Here is an 18820-nt window from a genome sequence, read left to right on the forward strand (position 1 = left end):
CCCCGGCGAGAAACCTGTTCGACTTGCATGTTCCATGATCGGTTGAGATACGGCTTCTCACGAGCCCAGTCGAAAGGCATCGGCGCGCCCTGCGGGATCACCCAAGGATGGGGATAGCGAACGTGACAACCGGTGCAGCGCGCGACGAACGGACCGACCTCGGGGTTCGTGAGAACGCTGTAGTGGCTGGAGGGCTGAGCCGGGAGCATGTGCCCGTTCGCCGTCGTCTCCAAGCCAGGCCACTCCGGCGAGCATTGGCACGCGCGCTCTTTCGCGAACGGGTCGCCGTCGGGAGTCTTGGCCGTGCTCTTGAAGAGCTTGGCGAAGTTCTCGCGTATCGACACGGCGGCGGCATCCCCTTCACTGCGCCCGACTCTCGGCCCCCAGACAGTAACCGAGGTCGGCGGACTCTCTGGACACAGAGTTTGAGATCTGGCCTCATCCTTATCAGGTCGATCATGAGGGTACGTCGCTGCGGCTCAGCCCGTGCCGTGCCAGGACGCGTCGTGCGTCGAGATACGAGGTAAGCCGCTCCCGTTCGCCCCTGTTGGTGTCAGGCACTGGTGTCAGGTACGGGATGAACCTTGACAGGATGCAGCTGCTGGTTGAACGCCAGCGCCGGTCGCGTCCCTTACGGTACTTCGCTGCTGTACAACGCTCGTGCTGCCGACGGCGCCGTGAGTCGAATTGAACGACAGAGAGACGGGAGCGCGCATGCAGCAAGACCCAGTGCTGGCCATCGGGGGTGCCTGGTTCCTCATCGAGGGCCTGATACTTACCTTCAACCCCCTGGGTTTGGCGGAGAAGTACGTCAAGTTCACAAAACGCCTGGGTGGCCCACGTATCACGGTCAGTGAGCGTTACCTCGCCCGCAGGCTGGGAACGGTGTTTGCCCCTGTCGGCTGCGGGATGCTCGTTGTGTGGGTGTTGCCGACACTGGGGGTGGACAAGAGCGCGCTCGCGCCCCTGATTCCCCTGGCGGGCCTGTGCCTCTTCGTCCTCGTCGGCTCCACGATCTACCTGATTTACCGGGCTTCGTCACGTGGTGATGAGCAGCGCCTCGGGTCTCGACCATAGAAGCGGGCGGGGCCCTTCGTCGCGTCGAACGACTCTAGGAGCCCAACCCCCGGGGAAAGGGTCAGCCGACGATCCCGCGTCACTTGTTCCTCAACTCTGCTTCACTGATCGGCATCTGCGCCGGTACCCGAAGCACAGTCTCTGAGCAGGGGAAGAGCCGTCGTCGACTGTCGTCATCTGTCATCGTTGAGCAGCCCCGCACGGCCCAGAGGCGGCCCGAGCGGGGGTGTCACGGTGCGCCCTCGATGCGAACTAAGGGCGCGACGGTCACTGAGGATGGCTGGCATATCCGAGGACAAGCAGGCGAGGTTTTGTCATGTGGGTAGACCTTCTTCTCCGTGCCACAGGTTGGGACGCGCGGGACGTCGCGCAGCCCTGGGCGGAGATCGAAGCGGAACTGGGGACCGAACTTCCCAGTGACTACAAGTAGTTGTGTCAGGCATTCGGTGTCGGCGAGTTCTCGCAGGTGGTGTCGGTGCTGTGCTCTGGTGAGACCCGCGTGGCGGATCTGCTGAGGACGTGGCGTCTGGAACTGTCGCATGACGACAGTTCGGACGGCCCGTGGGCGCCCTACCGGATCCATCAGCCGGGAACGACCGGGGGCCTGATTCCATGGGGAATCTCACGTACGGCTGAGCACTTCTACTGGCAGGTCACGGACGGCCCGGTGGACGCATGGCCGGTCCTCGCCATGCAGGTGGATTACGAGGATGGATGGCACCGTTACGAGATGACCGCCACGGAGTTCCTGTACCGGATCCTCACCGATCCGGAGTTCCAGCCCTATTCCGTGGCACAGTTCCCAGCTGGACTGTCCTTCGAGCCTGGCTGAACGGCCGGTGAGCGGAGAGGAGGGATTTGCGGTGATTGCAGTCCATGGCGCCCCCTTGCTGCGCACTGTACAGAGCGGTCGGCGTAGCGACTTTGGCCGGGAGCTGCTTTGGCGCGAGTGATCATGGCCCCGTAAGCTTCCGGCGCGTCGGGCAGTCTGTGGACCTGCCCGGTAAAGCACGACGTTGGGGCCATGATCTTCGAGGCTCGCGCCAAAGTGGCTCCGTAAAGCCGTGGAACCGACCGCCCCAGCCACGACGTGTCTGACCTCATGCTCCGTGTGCCTGCCTCTTGGGCGGGAGCGGGCGGCCGCCGGTGCCGAGTGGGGCGGAGACATGAGCGCGGGCGCCGCCGGCCGCCCGCTCCCGCCCGGAGGAGCGAAGCGACGACGGGTGCTTGATGACGTAGGGAAGGTTCTACCGCGCCGGGATTTGGCGCTCATGTCTTGTCTCGGTTGACGCTTGACGTTGTGGCTTCGCCTGCCGAGCACACCGCCGAGCAGATGGTCAGCAGCGTCGGCGGCTTCATGGTCGCTGGACAACGCATCCAGCTCGGCCGCGGCTATGCCCACCAGGTCGTCCCCGCCCACCTGCGCGAGGACGTGTGATCCGCGTCTTCCACGGCACAGAGCTGATGACCACCGTTCCCCGCGGGACCGTGAAGGAGGTGGTGGTCCGCAAGTCCGGCGAACACAACCACCGGAAGATCGTGTGACTGCCGCGTCAGGAAGGCTCGGACGGCTCCGCGGACGGCCATTTGGCCAGCCGGGCGCGGGCCTCCTGCGCAATGACCGGCCACGGGTCATCAATCAAACGCGCCACTGCCGACCGCGGTGAGCGTGGATGGCCCGCAACGAGCCTCCGCACAGAGTCATGCGGATCGTCGACCAGCTGTTCCAGCAGCTCAGGCGGGCAGTTGCGCTTGCTGGCCACCCGGTCTCGGACCCGCCAGTCGGAATCCTTGATCAGCTCGGCCAGAATCTCCAGCGGCACCGTTCTGTTATGCGCGGCCCAAAAACGCATGTCGGGATGGTTGTGCACCAGGTCCCACCAGACTGCCAGCGGCATGGTTGCCCCCGCCGAGCGGTTGTATTCCATCGGTTCGTCGCTCTCCCGCAGCCGGATGAACTCCTCCACGGAGGTGATGGCAGGGAAACGGTCCTTCATGGCAGCCAGTAAGCCACGATGTCTAGAACAGACGTCAAGCATCACCTGACGCCGAACCGTCAAGCCTCACCCGTCATCCGACAGGGATTTGGTGCCCACAGTCGTGACTCCGCGCTGAGGAGCGCTCTCGCCAAGCACGGGTACGCCGGCGGGCAGATGCAGGCGTGCTCCCTACGGAAGCGGTTCTCGTTGCCCATGTGCCCACCGCCGCCGGCGGCGGTTCTGCTCACGGCAGCGCCTCTTGCAGGAGCGTCTACGGGTGCACCAGTAGGCGCTGTCCGGGAGAGAGGTTTCAAGATCTTCTCCCAGATTTCTCCCAAGAGACCCTGGAAACCACTCAGGGGCCTGACCCGCGATGCGGATCAGGCCCCTGACCTGGTGTTTCACTGTCGGGGTGGCGGGATTTGAACCCACGACCTCTTCGTCCCGAACGCGATGAGACCCCTACGTGACCCTGCTTCGGGGTCATTGACCTGCTCGTTCGGCTCCGGGACTGTCCATTACTGTCCGAGGCGGTCTTGGTGCGGCTGCCTCGTTTGGCCCCCTGTTTGGCCCCCGACGGGCACCTGTCACCCGCTAGTTGTGGCAGGCCACGGGCGGCGTGTGCGGCCGGAGGCATTCTCCCTGCGGATCGAAACAGATGAGTCCGTGCTCGCGAGCCAGCGCAGCGGCGTACTCGGACACTTCCTCGGCCTTGCCATAGGACAGGAGCAGGTACACGATCGGGCCCGATGCCTCCTCGATGACCGGTGGTGACGCCCATACGACACTGCGGTCGATGTCGTCTGGGTATCGCGCGACGAGCGCTTCCACGTAGGCCACGATGCGTGGCGCCGGAGGCACGACGATATCGTCCGACTCCAGGTAGCGCTCGTAGAGCTCGTCATAGGTCGAGCATGCTTGGTCGTTGTCGAGTGGGCGGTCGCCCTCCCACACAGCAAGGTCATAGCTCACAAGCGCATCGTCGCAGGCGGCAGTTCCGCCAGCGCCAGCAGGCCCTGAGATCGAACCTTCATCAAGTGATCCGTAAGAGAGCTCCTAGTCCGCGAGGGCCAGGTAGGCCTCGTGCGCGGCGGAGGTCCTGCTGCCGTCGAGGTCCGCGGCGAGCTTGGGCGCCACGAACTCGCCCACCCATGGCGCGGTCTGGAACCGCAGGGGCGGCCGCTCCTGCGTGAGCAGGCCGAGGATCTTCCGGCCGACCTCCTCGGGCGGCTGCATGGCGCCGCCGGTACCGGAAATGATGCGCGACAACAGCTCCAACGGCTCGGGGTACGGGCTGTCGGCGATCACCTCGTTCGGCAGCAGGCGCCCGAACCGCCTGGGCGCCATCAGGTCGGTCGCCACCGGCCCCGGCTCGACGATCGTCGTGCGCACCCCGTGGCGCGCGACCGCGGGAGCGAGGGACTCCACCGCGCCCTCGAGGGCGAACTTCGACGCGGCGTAGGCGTCGTTGAAGGGCGCCCCGATCACACCGTTCGCGCTGGTCGTCACGACCAGGCGGCCGCGGCTGGCCCGCAGGTGCGGCAGCGCGGCCTTGATCACGGCGAGGTTGCCGAAGAAGTTGCGCTCCATGACGTAGCGGAACCCCTCCATGGTGATCTGTTCGGCCGTGCCGAGTGCGTAGATGCCGCCCGCCTGGGCGGCGACCGCGTCGATGCGACCATGAGCCCGTGCAACGTCGCTGAAGACCTCGGCCACCTCGACGTGGTCGGTGAGCTCCAGGTGCCGCACCTCCAGGTCCGCGCCGCGCTCGGCTGCCGCCTGCCGCAGCGACTCCATCCGCTGAGGATCGCGCCCTGTCGCCACCACCTCGTACCCGGCACCGGCCGCCTCGAGGGCGAGCGCCCTCCCCATGCCCGACGTGGCGCCCGTGACGACGAGCACCTTCTTGTCGACGATGTTGCTCATGGCGTTGCCCACTTCCACTTAACGAACGGTCTGTGCGTTATCGACGTTAGCCGCGGTCGCAAGACGCTGTCAACGCACAGGTTGTGCGTTACGGTGGGGGGTATGAGCAAGCAGTCGTTTCAGCGGGCGCGCTCGACCGAGAGCAAGCAGCAGCGGGCGGACTCGCTGGTCCGCGCCGCCCGGGAGCTGGCCCTGGAGTCCGGCGTCCGTTCGGTCACGCTCACCGCCGTCGCCGAGAGGGCGGGGGTGCACCACTCCGCCGTTCGGCGCTACTTCGACTCGCACAAGGACGTCCTGCTGCGCCTGGCCGCGCAGGGCTGGGACCGGTGGGCAGACGCCGTCTGCGAACGCCTGCACGAGGGGCCGGTCTCGCCCGGTCGGCTCGCCGAGACGCTCACGGACACCCTGGCGGCTGACCCGCTGCTGTGCGACCTGTTCGCGAACGTGCCTCTCCACCTGGAGCCGGACGTCGAGGTGGACAACGTGATCGCCTTCAAGCGGTCAAGCCGCGGCGCCATCGACCGGATGCACGGCGCGATCGCGGCCGCCACGACCGGGTTCGACGATGCCGCGGCGTTCGACGCCATCACCGCGACCAACGCCTTGGCCGCCACGCTGTGGCAGGTCAGCCACCCCGGCGCGCCCCTCGCGGCGGCACTACGGAAAGACCCCGAGCTGATGTACCTGGGCACCGAGAAGTTCGAGCAGACGCTCGCCCGTCTGCTCACAGCCACGTTCACAGGGCTGGCGGCACGCTGAGAACCGACCGACCGTCGGACGCGGGATACGTACATGCCCGCGATCTGCGGCTTGTTCCCTCGACGTAACGGGCGATGGTGGCAATGCCTTCGCGCGTCGTCATGGCGGAGAGCGCTGTCACCGCAGACCAACCTCGGGCTTTCACGTAGGCAGCCGTCTGAGGGTTGATCAAATACGCGGAGAGCGCCTGCCGGCGTGGGCAGGATGCGATCAAGTGGCTATGGCGTCGTTCTTTGGCTCCGGCATGCTGGCTCCAACCGGCCCCGGTTGGTGAAGATCCTTTGTCATCAGGACGTCTTGAAGTGGCACCGGGAATTGGTGTTCGCAGGTACCACTCGGTGGGCTTCCTTGGCCTCAGGATGAAGACCGTGTCCTACCCGGAGAGCAGCGATTGTCAGCGTTGCCCGGCGTCGAGGGTAACGAGGCCGCCACGGACGGCAGCAGCTGTCTTGTCGAGCTGGTCTCGCCCCTGCACGCACCAGTCGGCTTCGATGCGATACGGGTCACCTGTAAAGCGGGGGAAGACATGCAGGTGAACGTGGAAAACTTCCTGGAAGGCTGCTTCGCCGTCCGCAAGGAACAAGTTGACGCCCTCGCATCGCAAGCCTGATCGGCGCAGTGCGCGTCCGAGCTTATGCGCCACTTTCCAGACCTGGACGCCGACGTCCTCCCTGTACGCGGAGCGCAACACCGTGGAACGGTGCATCAACCGACTGCGGAACTGGCGCGGCATCGCGTTCCGCTTCGACAAGACCCCAGCAAGCTACGAGGCCGGACTGTATTTGTGCGGCGCGATGCTCTGGCTCCGCAGCATCACACCGCATTCATGATTCGGACTCCAGACAGGACCTAGTCCGTCGTAGACGGCGTATTTGGTACCGAGTCGCCACTTCGAGGGCCTGGGACGGTCGCTTCTGGTTCCTCGCCCTCGACCTCATCATCCGGCAGCAGGACTGTTGGGGTCGCATGCGCGTGCTTGCGCACTAGGTACTCCAACGCATGCTCATCTGTGGACTGGTAGTCGAGCCTGTCCCGGTAGAAGTGGAGTCGCTGCTTACACTCCTGGATGACTTCACTCCACTCGCGGACCCACAATCTAGCGTTAGAGCCTATCGCGCTAGCTTGGCCAGGAGGCAGATGAGGCTGTCGGGTGAGACTCCGCAGGACGTCATCCATGGAATTTCCGATAAGCCAGAAATCCCAGTTGGCCTCAGTGCTGCGAAAGCGTTCGTCCGCAATGACAGTGGTTGCATATTTTACGAGCTGAGCATACTCGACCATCCCGAGCTTTACGTTAGGACGCTTGAGTTCCACTACCAAGTGATGGGGCTTCTGCACCCAAACTGTGGTTTTGGAGAGCATAAGGTCGACTCTCCCTGCATGCCCATCGAGAAGGCGCACATTAGTATCCTCGGGCTCAGGAACTCTTAGAATGGACAAATGCTTTCGGAGAACCTCCGACAGGCCCCGCTCGCTGACCATGAGGGAATATTCTTCGCCAAAGACCCAGGCTTCGTTCTCCAGAATCTTATGCAATTGATCCCGTTCTCTCGTCACCTTCCTTGCCTCGGTGTCGAAGAGCAGTATCTCCAGGGCGCGGAGGAAATCAAGTCGGTCAGTCACTGCCGTAGATGTACGGATCAGTGAGGTCAGGCTTGTGCGCTGCAAGAGGAGTCCAAGCTCCTCCTTTTCCTGGCGAGTCAGGGAGAAGAAGCGCTCAAGGATCTCCGGCGTCTGATCCGGCTTGGCAGCCAGCGTCTCCTTCAGGAGACCCAGCGTCGCCCTTCTAGCGTTACGAGCTTTTGGGATATGTTTGGCGATAGTCGTGGCTACTGTGTCGAAGGCTTCCCGTTCAGTAACCTCTGTAGGTTCGGTAGCCTCCCCTTCATACGGGTAGACCCGTTCCTTCTGCCACTCCAAGACCTGTTCACGACGACGGTCATCCACCCTGCTCCGGAAGTGCTCGCGCAGACGCCCTCTGGCCCGCTCCACCACCGCCGAGGCTGGAGAATCCTCGTCCCAATCCACCAACGCAAGGTCTTGCGGTCGGTCTTCAAAGCCCTTCCATGACAGATAAGCCGTGAAATTAAAGCCCGGCGCCTGAATCTCGGGGCGTAGCTTCACTAGTGGCATCCGCCTAGAATCACACAACGCAAGCTCGCGCGTTACGCCTTTACGCCACTCTATTACTCGCAGTTCAGGAGCAGGGAACTCGTCAACTTGGTCAAGCATGTAGATAGCGGAGTGAACTTGCACTTGGCCAGGATCCACTCGGATGCCATCATAGGTGATTGATGAATCCGGGTACGTTTCAAGATACAGGGCGAACTCGGTAGTCAGCGCCGAGATCACCCTAGGAGTATTCAGCAAACGGTCCAGATGAGGAACTGCTCCCCAAGCCTCAACAGTGGTACCGGGTTCCTCGACAGTAGACCCCATCGTGTCAATGCGATAGTTGCGCATTGCTGAACGGTCGGCCTCAATAACTGTCTTCACCTTGCCATCGACACCCTTGCCGATCGTGACCCAGCGAACATGAACGCCAAGGGCAAAGGCGCGAACCCGCCCTTGCCCATTTCTGCCGTGCATCGCTCGACCCTTTTCGGTGGAAACTAATGCAGTCTTCTTCCATGAGCCACCCAACTTGTCAAAGTAGGATGGGACGGATTCCGAAGGCATCCCATGGCCGTCGTCTGACACGATCACTTTGCCGACGCCGTCGAGCTCGTTCCGTTCGATTAATACTGTGACATTCGTTGCGTCCGCATCGAGTGCGTTCCAAATTAGCTCAATGACCGCGCCTACCGGATCGTTCAGTTTGGCTACGCCTTCGACATGGTCCTGCTCGACCCTCAGCGTGATGCTCCCCATGGCCCCTCCCCTGACAGCACCGAGCGGCGCGATCACCGCGACGACTACTGTCAGTATCGGCATCATGACGGCTTTTGTGAACACCGCGATCACCGTTGCGCATCGGCGAGTGCTCGGTGCCGTCGAAGTCTGTTCGAGCCCTCAGTACCTCCGCCAACCGCCCACCGGTCGCGTAGCGTCGCGGTGTGCTGGCACTTTTCGACCTCGACAACACCCTGATCGACCGACGTGAAGGACTAGCGGACTGGGCTCGCGGGTTCGTCCGCTCGCGACGCCTGCCCGCAGGGGCGGAGTCGGCCATCTGTGAGCGACTACGGGAGCGGGCTTACCCGTCGGACTTCGTGCACCTGCGGGCGGTGCTCGGGTTGAACGACGACCCGGGGGACCTGTGGCGCGAGTACGTCGAAGGCGTTGCGCGTTCAGTTCGCTGCTTCCCGGGGGTGCGGAAAGGCCTTGAAGCGCTGCGAGATGAGGGGTGGACCCTCGGCATCGCGACGAACGGTGCGGGGGACATTCAGCGGGCCAAGCTCACCGCGATCGGGCTCGCGCCACTCTTCCATGGGATCGCCGTCTCGGAAGAGATCGGAGTCAGGAAGCCGGCGTACGAGCACTTCGAGGCTGCGGCGGAGCTGTGTGGCACTCCGCTTCACACCGGAGGCTGGATGATCGGAGACGGCCCCGCGACGGATATGGACGGGGGCCGGGCGGCAGGGCTCCGTACGGCGTGGGTGTCCAACGGCCGAAGGTGGACCGACAGCCTCCGAGAGCCCGACATCGTGGTGCCGGGCGTCACGGAAGCCATTGAGGCGATCTTGGCGGCGGGTTAGGTGGGCTCGTGCTCGCCGTCACGGTGTAGATGCTCAAGTGCCTTGAGGATGCTCAGGGATGAATCCCTGTCGTCATCCCATCGGCTCATGACCGCGGCAGACGCCTGCGCCAGATCAGCGGGGAGCCCGACTTCCCGCAAGGCGTCGGCGACCTCACCCATTTCGGGCCCCCATCGCCATGATCGCGCGGCCACCTTCGGAATGTAGGCCGTCTCGGCTAGGTAGCTGGTAGCGCGCCCCCGTGCGATGTCGAGTAGCTCTTCCTCTACTCCGTAGTCTCTGGCGAGGGCGTACGAGACTGCGGCGAGGACGCGGCTCGCCTTCTGGTAGCTGCTGTACGACAGCTTCAGCGCGGAAGCGCGGCCGATACCGCCGGCCAGGGTGCGCGCTTGTACCGCTGTGCCCGCGAACAGCAACGCCACGTGCGTCGCAGCGTCCGCCGGCCCAGACAAGTACAGGCGAGCGGACTTCGAGGCGGACGGGGGCGAGCCGATGACAGAGCCGTCGACGACAGACGCCTCAGTCCGGCCCATGATGGCGGAGACGCGCGCCATGCTGGCCGGAGAGATGGCATTGCCATCCACGTAGATCCCGTTGAACGGGTGCGCCGAGACCTCGACTGCGACGTCTTCCGCGTATGCCGGAGGGCAGATGCTGAGGATGACGTCGGCCCGCTCCGTCAGTTCGCCAATGCCACTTGCCGCGGTGAGTCCGTACCTCTGGGCCCGTTCCTTGGTCGCGAGGCTGCGGCCGGTCGGGCACCACAGAACCTCAGCTCCATTGCACCTCGCTTGTGCTGCTACCGCGGCGCCCATGCTCCCCGGGTGAAGGACTCCGACGACGGTCATCCGACCAGTCCTCGGATGTCGCGCACTTCGGCGGGTGCGTCGGCCAACCGCGCTTCGTCGATGGCCTCCGCTGCCTGAGCTACGCTGACCAGGTCAGTTCTGATGATGAGTGACCACGGTTCTGCCGCGTGGTCCAAGAGATCCTGCCGGGTCTCGTGCCAGACCTTGAGCCGGGCTTCCAAGTCCTTGTCTCCGCGGTCCTGGCAGCGCTGACGCGTCACATCCTCGGGGCACCACAGGAGCGCCCTTACCCAGTTGATCGGGTACGCCGCGACCGCGCGGACTCCGGCCACCTGGCCCATGTGAAGGACCGGGATGTGCCCAGAGTCGACGAGCGAGGAAACCTCGCCGCGGTCGATGGCGTACTCAGCGCCGTACCGGCTGTTGCGGTACAGAACCTCTCCGGCTTGCGCCAGTTCCGCGATGTGCTCGGCCGTCGTGAGCCTGTACCCCGTGGTCCGTCCGGGGCCCGCCTTGAGACGCCGAAAGAGAGCGAACTCCGTCCGTGAGTTGGACAGTTCGGCCGTGATCGTGTCTTTGCCGGAACCCGGAGGGCCGTACAGGATGACGCCCGAAGGTTTCACAGTCCGCCTCCACTCAGTACGTCGCGGGCTTCGTCGACCAGAGCCACAGCGGCACCGAGCCGGTTGTCGACGACGAAGTGCGGGCCCTGCGGGCGCATCTTCAGGTCGAGCCCTGCAACGTATTCATCCCACGCTTCCATCTTCCAAGCATCGCGCGCCGCCCCGCGGAATTCGATGTACTCGCGCATCGATTCCGGGTCGCACTCAACCCATATGGTCGCGACGGAGACGCGCTTTGAACGGCAGCGGTTTTGAAAACGCTGCATCCACTCGGCCTGAGAGAATTCGGAGATGAATGGGGCGTCAAGGATCGTGGAAATCCCGCAATCCACGTTGTCCCATGCGGCTTCCATGAGGCAGCGGTATTCGAGCGGGCGAACCTTTTCCCGGTATAGCTCCGAACTCCGGTCATGCGCCTCTCCGCCCAGTGCGATCAAGAGTTGGTCTACCAGGGGACGCGTCAGGGAGTCCTTGTCGAGGATGGGCCAGCCGGTGAGCCCGCCTAGGAACTTTGCGAACTCCGACTTGCCCGAGCCTGCAAACCCTCCGACCAAGACCACGGTAGGGCCGTCGACGCTTCCCCCTGCGGTGTGGCGACGCCACGCATCCACCACGCGATTGCGCAGTGCCTCGCTGTCCACGTCGTCGGTACCTTCACGGATGCTGCTGAGCGCTTGACGTACTGCGTCTGGCTGGTCAGGGAGCTTTCGCTCAGCGGAAGTGGGCGCCGGCACGGATTCCACAGGGGCATCCTCTCCGGGCAGGGCTTTACGGAAGCCGAGTTGTGCCTCATTGCGACGATAGAGACGGCAGTACGCCCGGCGGTAATGCGGACCGGGGTATACCGAGCCTTTCTCGTGGCCCCAGATTGTTTGGAAGTTCGCGGCAATATTGAAGCCGTGACGCTCCGCGATTTCGCGGAGCTTTTCCCCTGTGTCTTCCAGGGTGAGCCCTATTTCCTCGCGGTGCATTCGCAGGAGATCGGGTTTCCAGTCTGGGTGCTTCCGAGCCATCTGCCCCTCCTAGATAGCTAGTCGAGCCGCGAGTGTAGCGGCTCGACTAGAGCTATGGAAATTCGTGATAGCGCATGTGTAAGCGGATGTATAAAACCGCTTGGATTATCTCAAGTAGCGGGACGTGATACAGGTTTTCGCGCTGTGGCGGTGGACTTGTCCTACACCGAACACAAGGAGGTTGAGATGCTGCCCGCCGCGACCGCACAGGCCCCTTCCGTACCCGCCAAAAGGTCAGTTCTCTTCCAGGGTCACTACGCGTTGGCGCAGCTCACTAACCTCGCTCCGCAGCTTCTCGACTTCCTCGCGCAGTTCGGCCACAGCTCCGGCAGGATCGCTGATCCGGGCGGCGTGGCCGGCATCAGGTGTCAGGAAGGCTCCCTTGCCCTGGTGGCTCACTGCCAAGCCGTCTGCCTTCAGCCGATTGATGGCGGCGCGGGCGACGGTGACCGTGACCTCGTACGTCTCCTGGAGCTGCGCCAACGACGGGAGCTGTCCGGTGCTGGCGAACTCGCCATCGGCGATGCGTCGCCGCAGGTCATCGGCAACCTGCTTGTAGGCAAACGTGCCGGTCCACTCGACCATCTACACCCCAAGTCTCGTCACGATCTCTGCCTCATAGTGCCCAAGCCGCAGAGATAGAACCAGGGTCGCACGCTGCGTGTTCCGTGAAGGGACTTGACGCACTCTGCCTCACAGTGCACTCTGAGGCAGAGTTGCCAGCGCGACTCCCTCGCAAGAGGCAGAGCGCTTGAGCAACTCGCTTGACCTGTACGAACAGCGTCCGGATGCATCGCCCGGAGCAAGCGCTGTGAAGAACTCAACAGAGTGCCGACCCAGCCGCATGAACACGTGCGGTCGATGGGTGCGGGTCACCACCCCGACCGCCCATGTCGGGCCGGGTGACCCGCCCGGATCCGCCCCGCGGGGCGGTGACTGGCATTGCGTGATCTGGCATCCGCAGAACCTTCCGCGGCCGTTGCCGCGCTCCCTACCTCAGCCCTTTCGCCGGGGCGGGCGCCGTCTCTCCAAAGCCTGCGCCTGCCTCGGCTTCCTCCCGTCCCTTCACCATCAGGAGTGCACTGTGCGTACCTACATCGGCGGTCATCAGGCCGTCTCTGTCGACGACTTCGCCGAACTGGCCCTGGGCACCCCGATTGAGCTGTGGCTCGGGGTCGAGGGCGAGACGGATGAAGAGCGCGCCGCCCGTGAGGACGCTGCGCGCGACATCCTCGCCGACCACCCCGAGATGCCTGACGACCTGATCCGCATCGCGGCCGGGGTCGTCGAGACCCACCCGGAGCTGTTCGACATCGTCCCCTTGGTCCGCCCCGCCCGGCGCCGTACGCCCCGCCGGGGGGTGGCGGCATGACGACGCAGACCGATGAGCGGCCGGCCGTACCGCCGCTGACCCGCCCGGAATTGGGTTTGGCCGGTCTCGGGGCGCTCGCCGCCGCCGGGGTCGGCGCGCTGGGACTGATCTCGTCCTTCGACGCGGTCTCGGCTGCTGCGGTCCGGTGGGGTTTTGGCGAGCCGTGGATGCTGCCGGTCGGCATCGACGTGGCTATTCCGGTGTTCACCCTGGCCAACCTGCTGTTGATCCGCATGGATATGGCGCTCGCGTGGGTGCGGTTCGTGCCCTGGGCGCTCACGCTGATCACGTGCGGGCTGAACATCGCGGCTGGGAGCTCCCTGTCGGCCAAGCTCGCGCACGGCACGATGCCTCTGCTGTGGGTGGTGTTCTCCGAGATCGGCGCGCACATCTACGCCGTACGGATCGGTGCCGCGACCGGCCGGCGGATGGAGAAGGTTCGGTTCTCCCGCTGGATGCTCGCCCCGCTGTCGACGTTTGCACTGTGGCGTCGTATGACGCTGTGGGAGGTCACCTCCTACGCCGATGCGCTAGCCCTTGAGCGGGAACGACTGCTGGCCCGTGCGGACCTGCGGGAGCGCTACGGACGTGCGTGGCGGCGCAAGACCCCTCGCCGCGAACGCGTCCTTCTGCGCTTGGGCGAACTGATCCCGGCCGGGACCGCCGTCGACCTCGACCCTGGCCCCAAGCCGGAGCCAACCGCGGAAGAGCCCACCTCTTCGGTTCCGAAGGCGCCGCGGAAGCGGCCCGCCAAGAGCAAGGCCAAGACCGCGCCGCGCAGCGTGGCCGACCTGCTCACGGAGGCGCGCACGGTCACCGCCGACTGGGCCGATGGTGCGGTCAATGCCGAAGCGCTACGTAAGGCGTTGCGCTGCGGTTCTGCTCCCGCCCGGCAGGTGCGTGACGCGCTGCTCGCCGAACGGGCCGACGGCCGCACGCTGCACCCCGTCGACCGGCCCGCGGCCGACGCCGGCGAGGGGGTGGCCGCGTGAACACGCTCGCCACGATGCTGCTGTCCGCGCTGCCCCTGGCTGCCGGTTGGGTGGTGCACGTGTGGTGGCTTGGCCGCTGCCTGAACACGGCCCGGCGTGACCCGCTCACGGGGTTACGCACCCGCGACGGCTTCAGCCACCGCGCTACGGCCTTGCTGAAGGACCCGCGGGCGGTCGTCGTGCTTGCCGACGTCGACAAGTTCAAGCGCATCAACGACACCTACGGTCACGCGGCTGGGGACGCCCTGCTCAAGGCCATCGCCGACCGCCTCGTTCACCACGTCGGCCGGTCCGGGGTGGCTGGACGGCTCGGGGGCGATGAGTTCGCCGCCGTGCTGATCGATGACCACGGAACCGCCGGCGACCTGCTCGCCGTGCTGCACGGCGTGCTCGCCCGCCCGGTCGATGGCCAGGACCCGGCCGTACGCACCACAGTCTCGCTCGGCTGGGTGCGTGCCGCGGACTTCCCCGACGACGACCTGTCCGGCCTGCTGCGGCGGGCGGATGAGGCCATGTACGCGGCCAAACTGGCTCGCGCCGGCACCCGCCGCGCGGGGATCGGACGGCTATTCGCCACCCTCGCCGGACGCCGCGCCGGACGCACCGGGGCCCGCACCGACGCTCCGGTTGTGGGAGTGGCTGCCTGATGCCCTCCTACGCCAAGTGCTTCGACCCGTCCGGCGCCCGCTTCGGCATCCCCACGTATCCGTGGCGGTTCGCTCCGGACGGCTACGCCACCCGCCGCCAACTGCGGGCCGCTGGGCTGCGGCCTGGCGGGCAGCCGGTCGCCGCTCAGGTGATGCGCCGTCACCGGGGCCGTAAGTCGGGTGTCCAGGTTGCCTACCTCTACCGCGTCGACTGCGCGATGCCGGTCCGGCCGATGACGTCACGCAAGTGGGGTGCGCTCGCCCTGGCGATGCTCGCCCGCCGCACCTGCCCGCAGTGCCGCGTGATCTACAGCTACTGCATCCCGACCTCGCTCGGGATGTGCCTCCTCTGCGCCTACCCCGAGGAACAGCGCGCCGCCTGACCAGCAACGGGGCCCGGTCCCTAACCGACCAAAGCAGCGGCCGGGCCCCGCATCCCTCCACAGAGAAGGAAGCTTCAGTGAAGCACCCCGACGACAACGAATTCTTCAACCGGCTGGAAGCCGAGATGGCCGCCGACTTCACCCCCGACTCGGGAGGCGATGTGGTCGACCTCGACAAGGCCCGATCGGCCCGCTCCGAGTCGGCCGACCCGACCACCCGACCCGACGCCGACCGGTCGGCCGACTCCGGCCCCGGCGAGTCGGGCATGGAGTCGGACGACCCGACCGCGCGCGTGATGGTCGACTCTCCGACCGTGAAGGCGGCCGGGCCGGGCTACCTCGGTCGGCTGGCCGCCGCCAAGCGCCGCGACGTCATTCCCGTTTGGCTGCGGTCGATGGCTGAACTGCGCACCGCTGCCGGGTGGGTGGCCCGCCACTATGCCCACGCGGCCGGATACCACGCCTTGCGTTCCCCGGTGTACGCCGCTCGTCTGACGATGCAGGCGCCGACCGGGCTGGCCCGGTTCGTGGGTGGCACGATGCGGTGGGTTGCCGACCGCGAGGGCGAACCGGTCCGACTCGCCGCCGTGCGGCGTGAGGACGCGGCCGAGTACCTGAAGCTGTCGCGGCAGCGCGACGGCCGTGTGCGACTGCGCACCCTCATTGGCGTGCTGGGCATGTTCGTCGGCCTCGCTTCCGCGCTCGCCATCTACGTTCTTGCCCCCGACTGGCTGCAAGCCCTTTCGGTCGGTGCGGTCGTGATGGCGCTCGGGGCGGCCGGGCGCAAGGCCGATGATCCGGTTATCCACAGGGCTGTGGAAGTCCCGAAGGCGTCCAAGCTCACCTCCGACATCGTCCTGCGGGCGCTCGGGGCGCTGGGCATTCCCGCGATCAATCAGGCGCAGGCCAAGGGGCGGGACGGGTTCGAGTTCACCGCCCCGATCACCCGCGACGGGCCTGGATGGCGTGCGGAGGGCAACCTTCCCTACGGCGTCACCGTCACCGACGTCATCGAGCGCCGCGAACGTCTTGCGTCGGGTCTGCGTCGGCCGCTGGGCTGTGTGTGGCCGGAGGCCGTCTCCGACGAGCACACCGGGCGCCTGGTGCTGTGGGTCGGTGACCAGGACCTCAGGTCCGCGCCCAAGCCCGCGTGGCCGCTGTTCAAGTCCGGCACGGTCGACCTGTTCAAGGCCATCCCGTACGGCACGGACCAGCGCGGACGCTGGGTGTCGGTCACGCTCATGTTCATCGCCGGGGTGATCGGCGCGATCCCGCGCATGGGCAAGACGTTCCTCCTGCGGCTGCTGCTGCTCATCGCCGCCCTCGATCCGCGTGCGGAACTGCACACCTACGACATGAAGGGCACCGGCGACCTCGACCCGGTCGGCGAGGCCGTCTCCCACCGGCACGGCGTCGGCGAGGAAGACGAGACGATCCAGTACGCGCTGGGTGACTTCCGCGCCCTGCGCGAGGAACTGCGGCGGCGCACCAAAGTGATCCGCTCGCTGCCCCGGGACATCTGCCCCGAGTCCAAGGTGACCAGCCAGCTCGCTGACAAGCGCTCGCTCGGTCTGCACCCGATCGTGATCGGGGTGGATGAGTGCCAGGTGCTGTTCGAGCACTCCGAGCACGGCAAGGAGTTCGAGGAAATCGCCACCGACCTGGTCAAGCGCGGCCCCGCCACCGGAATCGTGCTCCTGCTCGCCACCCAGCGCCCCGACGCGAAGTCCCTGCCCACCGGCATCTCCGCGAACGCCGGGGCCCGGTGGTGCATGAAGGTCATGGGGCAGACCGAGAACGACATGGTGCTCGGCACGTCCTCCTACAAGCGCGGTGTGCGCGCCACGATGTTCGCGTGGGGGGACAAGGGCCTGCACTACTTCGTCGGTGAAGGCTCCGACGCCCGGATCGTCTACGGCTCCTTCGTCGACGCGCCCGGCGCCGTGGCCGTGGCAGCCCGCGCCCGCACCGTCCGTGAGAAGGCGGGACTCCTGTCCGGCTACGCCCTCGGAGAGGCACCCGAGGCCGTCACCGGGCCCGCCTACGACTTGCTCGCCGACGTCGTGGCCGTGGTGCCGGAGAAGGAGGAGCGGGTGTGGAACGAGCGGATCGCCGCCCGCCTCGCCGAACTCCGCCCCGACGTCTACGGCGGCTGGAAGGGCGAGAACGTCACGTCCACGCTCAAGCCGCACGGCATCAAGACCCGCGACGTCGCCGGCACCACGGAGGACGGGACCCGCACCACCCGGCGCGGGATCGTGCGTGCCGACGTCCTCAAGGCGATTGCGGAGCGTAACGAAAAGCCTGGCGCGGCATAGCCCCGGCACGGTGCTACCGGTAGCACCCGTACCTGCTACCGGTAGCACCCCCGCTAGCACCCCATCTGCACCCTCACCTGTGATCTAGCGGATAGCACGTCATCTGCGGAAACCCCCGAAAACCGCCCTGGAGGGCATCTGATGACCCCCATCGTCCTTGCTATCGCCTGCCTGATAGTCGTCACTGTCGGTTACGGCGGGCTGTGTGTGGCCTCGCCGTTCGGCGACTGCCGCAAGTGCTCCGGCATGGGCCACGCACTCAAGACCGACCGCAAAGGCCGGTTGAAGCGCGGCAAGGACTGCCGCCACTGCAAGGCGACCGGCAAGCGCATCCGCACCGGCCGCTGGCTCTACAACCGCTGGGCCCGCATCTACCGCGCCGGCGCCTGAAACGAGTGACCGGCGACCGCCCGTCATGAGACGGACCCCGCTCCTAGCTGGAGCCAGGCGGGCGCGGTCGCCGGTCTGTCGCCCCGAACTTGCCAGCACCCGGGGCGCGCAGAGCGTATCCACCCGTCCACCTCGCCCGGAAGCGAGTTTCCCTGCCGTGATCCTCAACATCTCCGCAGTGCTGCTGTTCGGCGCCGCCTCCGCCCTCGCCGTCAAGACCCGCTCCGCCGGGGGCGGCGCCGCCATCGTCCTGTTCCTGTTCGGGTTCTTCGTCGCCGGGACCGGCGCCTACGGGCCCATCCACAACCTCGTGCAGGCGTCCGCCGACGCCCTCTCCGCCCTCGGCAACTGACAGGGAAGACCGACCATGAACGAACCCACCCGCCACCCCACGGCGTACGACACAGCGGCCGTGGAAGTCCACCGCCTCGCCCCGATCATGCCCGCGCAGGCCATGCCGCTTACGGTCGTACAGCCTCAGGGCATGCCGGCCGTGACGAGCGTCGTCCTGCCCGACGGCCGCGTCGTCACTGGCTACGCCATTACCCCGACGCAGCCGGAGCCGGTCACCGCCAAGCCGCCCGTCTCCCGCGCGGCCGTGAACATCGCCCTCGGAGGCGTCGGGTTCCTCGCTGTGTGCGGCGGGCTGTTCCTGCTGACCGCGTTCATCACCGCCCTGACCGCGCTCATCACCCAACTCGTCATCCTCGCCGCCGTCATCTTCGGCGGCTTCATCGCCGTACAGGTCTTCAGCGCGAGCCGCCACCGCGGCGGGACCACGGTCAACATCCGCAAGGCCGTCATCAAGCGCAACCACTTCCACGGCTGAGGGGG

General features: G+C 66.0%; 22 protein-coding genes and 1 pseudogene. 13 read left to right on the forward strand and 10 right to left on the reverse strand.

Translation table 11 applies throughout. The features are described 5' to 3' along the window. A partial coding sequence (locus IEZ19_RS51215; protein WP_229841062.1) for a hypothetical protein occupies nucleotides 1-344 on the reverse strand: 344 nt, incomplete at its 3' end. Between the two features lie 370 nt (nucleotides 345-714). Between IEZ19_RS51215 and IEZ19_RS30590 the strand changes: the two genes are divergently transcribed. From IEZ19_RS30590 to IEZ19_RS30600, 3 genes and pseudogenes are all read left to right on the forward strand, one after another. Further along, nucleotides 715-1077, forward strand: coding sequence for a hypothetical protein (locus tag IEZ19_RS30590; protein ID WP_189314564.1), 363 nt, complete (start codon nucleotides 715-717; stop codon nucleotides 1075-1077). A gap of 499 nt (nucleotides 1078-1576) precedes the next feature. Beyond that, nucleotides 1577-1909 carry a hypothetical protein gene (locus tag IEZ19_RS30595; RefSeq protein WP_189314565.1) on the forward strand — a complete coding sequence of 111 codons (333 nt, stop codon included), beginning with the start codon at nucleotides 1577-1579 and terminating at the stop codon, nucleotides 1907-1909. 477 nt (nucleotides 1910-2386) lie between these two features. After that, a pseudogene (locus tag IEZ19_RS30600) lies at nucleotides 2387-2622 on the forward strand (IS481 family transposase); the annotation flags it as partial. Nucleotides 2623-2630: 8 nt separating this feature from the next. Here IEZ19_RS30600 and IEZ19_RS30605 read toward each other — a convergent pair. From IEZ19_RS30605 to IEZ19_RS30615, 3 genes are all read right to left on the reverse strand, one after another. Continuing rightward, on the reverse strand, nucleotides 2631-3074 hold the full coding sequence (locus IEZ19_RS30605; RefSeq protein ID WP_189314566.1) for a hypothetical protein: 444 nt from the start codon (nucleotides 3072-3074) through the stop codon (nucleotides 2631-2633). 576 nt (nucleotides 3075-3650) lie between these two features. After that, nucleotides 3651-4028: a hypothetical protein gene (locus tag IEZ19_RS30610; RefSeq protein ID WP_189314567.1), complete on the reverse strand. Its 378-nt coding sequence runs from the start codon at nucleotides 4026-4028 to the stop codon at nucleotides 3651-3653. 84 nt (nucleotides 4029-4112) lie between these two features. After that, complete coding sequence (locus IEZ19_RS30615; RefSeq protein ID WP_189314568.1) at nucleotides 4113-4982, reverse strand: SDR family NAD(P)-dependent oxidoreductase; 870 nt, start codon at nucleotides 4980-4982, stop codon at nucleotides 4113-4115. Between the two features lie 102 nt (nucleotides 4983-5084). Here IEZ19_RS30615 and IEZ19_RS30620 point away from each other — a divergent pair, with 102 nt between their 5' ends. Beyond that, a complete protein-coding gene (locus IEZ19_RS30620) occupies nucleotides 5085-5741 on the forward strand; it encodes a TetR/AcrR family transcriptional regulator (protein WP_189314569.1) in 657 nt (218 codons plus the stop codon). Nucleotides 5742-6135: 394 nt separating this feature from the next. On the opposite strand, the gene IEZ19_RS30625 is transcribed toward IEZ19_RS30620, so the two are convergent. Together IEZ19_RS30625 and IEZ19_RS30635 are read right to left on the reverse strand one after the other, a co-directional pair. Further along, nucleotides 6136-6492, reverse strand: coding sequence for an HIT family protein (locus tag IEZ19_RS30625; protein ID WP_373297078.1), 357 nt, complete (start codon nucleotides 6490-6492; stop codon nucleotides 6136-6138). Nucleotides 6493-6590: 98 nt separating this feature from the next. Continuing rightward, on the reverse strand, nucleotides 6591-8705 hold the full coding sequence (locus IEZ19_RS30635; protein WP_189314572.1) for an ATP-binding protein: 2115 nt from the start codon (nucleotides 8703-8705) through the stop codon (nucleotides 6591-6593). A 92-nt stretch (nucleotides 8706-8797) separates the two neighbouring features. On the opposite strand from IEZ19_RS30635, the gene IEZ19_RS30640 reads away from it, so the two are divergent. Continuing rightward, on the forward strand, nucleotides 8798-9439 hold the full coding sequence (locus tag IEZ19_RS30640) for an HAD family hydrolase (RefSeq protein WP_189314573.1): 642 nt from the start codon (nucleotides 8798-8800) through the stop codon (nucleotides 9437-9439). On the opposite strand, the gene IEZ19_RS30645 is transcribed toward IEZ19_RS30640, so the two are convergent. The 4 genes from IEZ19_RS30645 to IEZ19_RS30660 form a co-directional block, all read right to left on the reverse strand. Then, nucleotides 9436-10287 (reverse strand): NAD(P)-dependent oxidoreductase, encoded by an 852-nt coding sequence (locus IEZ19_RS30645; RefSeq protein WP_189314574.1) that lies wholly within the window; start codon nucleotides 10285-10287, stop codon nucleotides 9436-9438. The two genes, IEZ19_RS30640 and IEZ19_RS30645, sit on opposite strands and share 4 nt — an antisense overlap. Beyond that, on the reverse strand, nucleotides 10284-10871 hold the full coding sequence (locus IEZ19_RS30650) for an ATP-binding protein (protein WP_189314575.1): 588 nt from the start codon (nucleotides 10869-10871) through the stop codon (nucleotides 10284-10286). Before IEZ19_RS30650 ends, IEZ19_RS30645 begins: the two co-directional genes overlap by 4 nt. Then, the gene (locus tag IEZ19_RS30655) at nucleotides 10868-11884 is read right to left on the reverse strand and encodes a P-loop nucleotide/nucleoside kinase family protein (protein WP_189314576.1); all 1017 of its coding nucleotides are present in this window, start codon (nucleotides 11882-11884) and stop codon (nucleotides 10868-10870) included. Before IEZ19_RS30655 ends, IEZ19_RS30650 begins: the two co-directional genes overlap by 4 nt. Nucleotides 11885-12118: 234 nt before the next feature. Continuing rightward, the gene (locus IEZ19_RS30660) at nucleotides 12119-12469 is read right to left on the reverse strand and encodes a winged helix-turn-helix domain-containing protein (RefSeq protein ID WP_189314577.1); all 351 of its coding nucleotides are present in this window, start codon (nucleotides 12467-12469) and stop codon (nucleotides 12119-12121) included. Nucleotides 12470-12968: 499 nt separating this feature from the next. Here IEZ19_RS30660 and IEZ19_RS30665 point away from each other — a divergent pair, with 499 nt between their 5' ends. The 8 genes from IEZ19_RS30665 (at nucleotide 12969) to IEZ19_RS30700 (ending at nucleotide 18815) form a co-directional block, all read left to right on the forward strand. Then, nucleotides 12969-13256 carry a hypothetical protein gene (locus IEZ19_RS30665; RefSeq protein WP_189314578.1) on the forward strand — a complete coding sequence of 96 codons (288 nt, stop codon included), beginning with the start codon at nucleotides 12969-12971 and terminating at the stop codon, nucleotides 13254-13256. Next, nucleotides 13253-14248, forward strand: coding sequence for a DUF2637 domain-containing protein (locus IEZ19_RS30670; protein WP_189314579.1), 996 nt, complete (start codon nucleotides 13253-13255; stop codon nucleotides 14246-14248). The genes IEZ19_RS30665 and IEZ19_RS30670 overlap by 4 nt, the downstream gene beginning before the upstream one ends. Then, nucleotides 14245-14895 (forward strand): GGDEF domain-containing protein, encoded by a 651-nt coding sequence (locus tag IEZ19_RS30675; protein ID WP_189314580.1) that lies wholly within the window; start codon nucleotides 14245-14247, stop codon nucleotides 14893-14895. The genes IEZ19_RS30670 and IEZ19_RS30675 overlap by 4 nt, the downstream gene beginning before the upstream one ends. Then, on the forward strand, nucleotides 14895-15278 hold the full coding sequence (locus IEZ19_RS30680; RefSeq protein WP_189314581.1) for an RRQRL motif-containing zinc-binding protein: 384 nt from the start codon (nucleotides 14895-14897) through the stop codon (nucleotides 15276-15278). Before IEZ19_RS30675 ends, IEZ19_RS30680 begins: the two co-directional genes overlap by 1 nt. 77 nt (nucleotides 15279-15355) lie before the next feature. Then, nucleotides 15356-17596 carry a cell division protein FtsK gene (locus IEZ19_RS30685; RefSeq protein ID WP_189314582.1) on the forward strand — a complete coding sequence of 747 codons (2241 nt, stop codon included), beginning with the start codon at nucleotides 15356-15358 and terminating at the stop codon, nucleotides 17594-17596. A gap of 141 nt (nucleotides 17597-17737) precedes the next feature. Then, nucleotides 17738-17986, forward strand: a complete 249-nt coding sequence (locus IEZ19_RS30690) for a hypothetical protein (RefSeq protein ID WP_189314583.1) — start codon at nucleotides 17738-17740, stop codon at nucleotides 17984-17986. 157 nt (nucleotides 17987-18143) lie between these two features. Beyond that, on the forward strand, nucleotides 18144-18338 hold the full coding sequence (locus IEZ19_RS30695) for a hypothetical protein (protein ID WP_189314584.1): 195 nt from the start codon (nucleotides 18144-18146) through the stop codon (nucleotides 18336-18338). A gap of 15 nt (nucleotides 18339-18353) precedes the next feature. Next, the gene (locus IEZ19_RS30700; protein ID WP_189314585.1) at nucleotides 18354-18815 is read left to right on the forward strand and encodes a hypothetical protein; all 462 of its coding nucleotides are present in this window, start codon (nucleotides 18354-18356) and stop codon (nucleotides 18813-18815) included. The last annotated feature ends 5 nt before the right edge of the window (nucleotides 18816-18820 follow it).

Source organism: Streptomyces brasiliensis, assembly GCF_014647875.1.
GTDB lineage: Bacteria > Actinomycetota > Actinomycetes > Streptomycetales > Streptomycetaceae > Streptomyces > Streptomyces brasiliensis.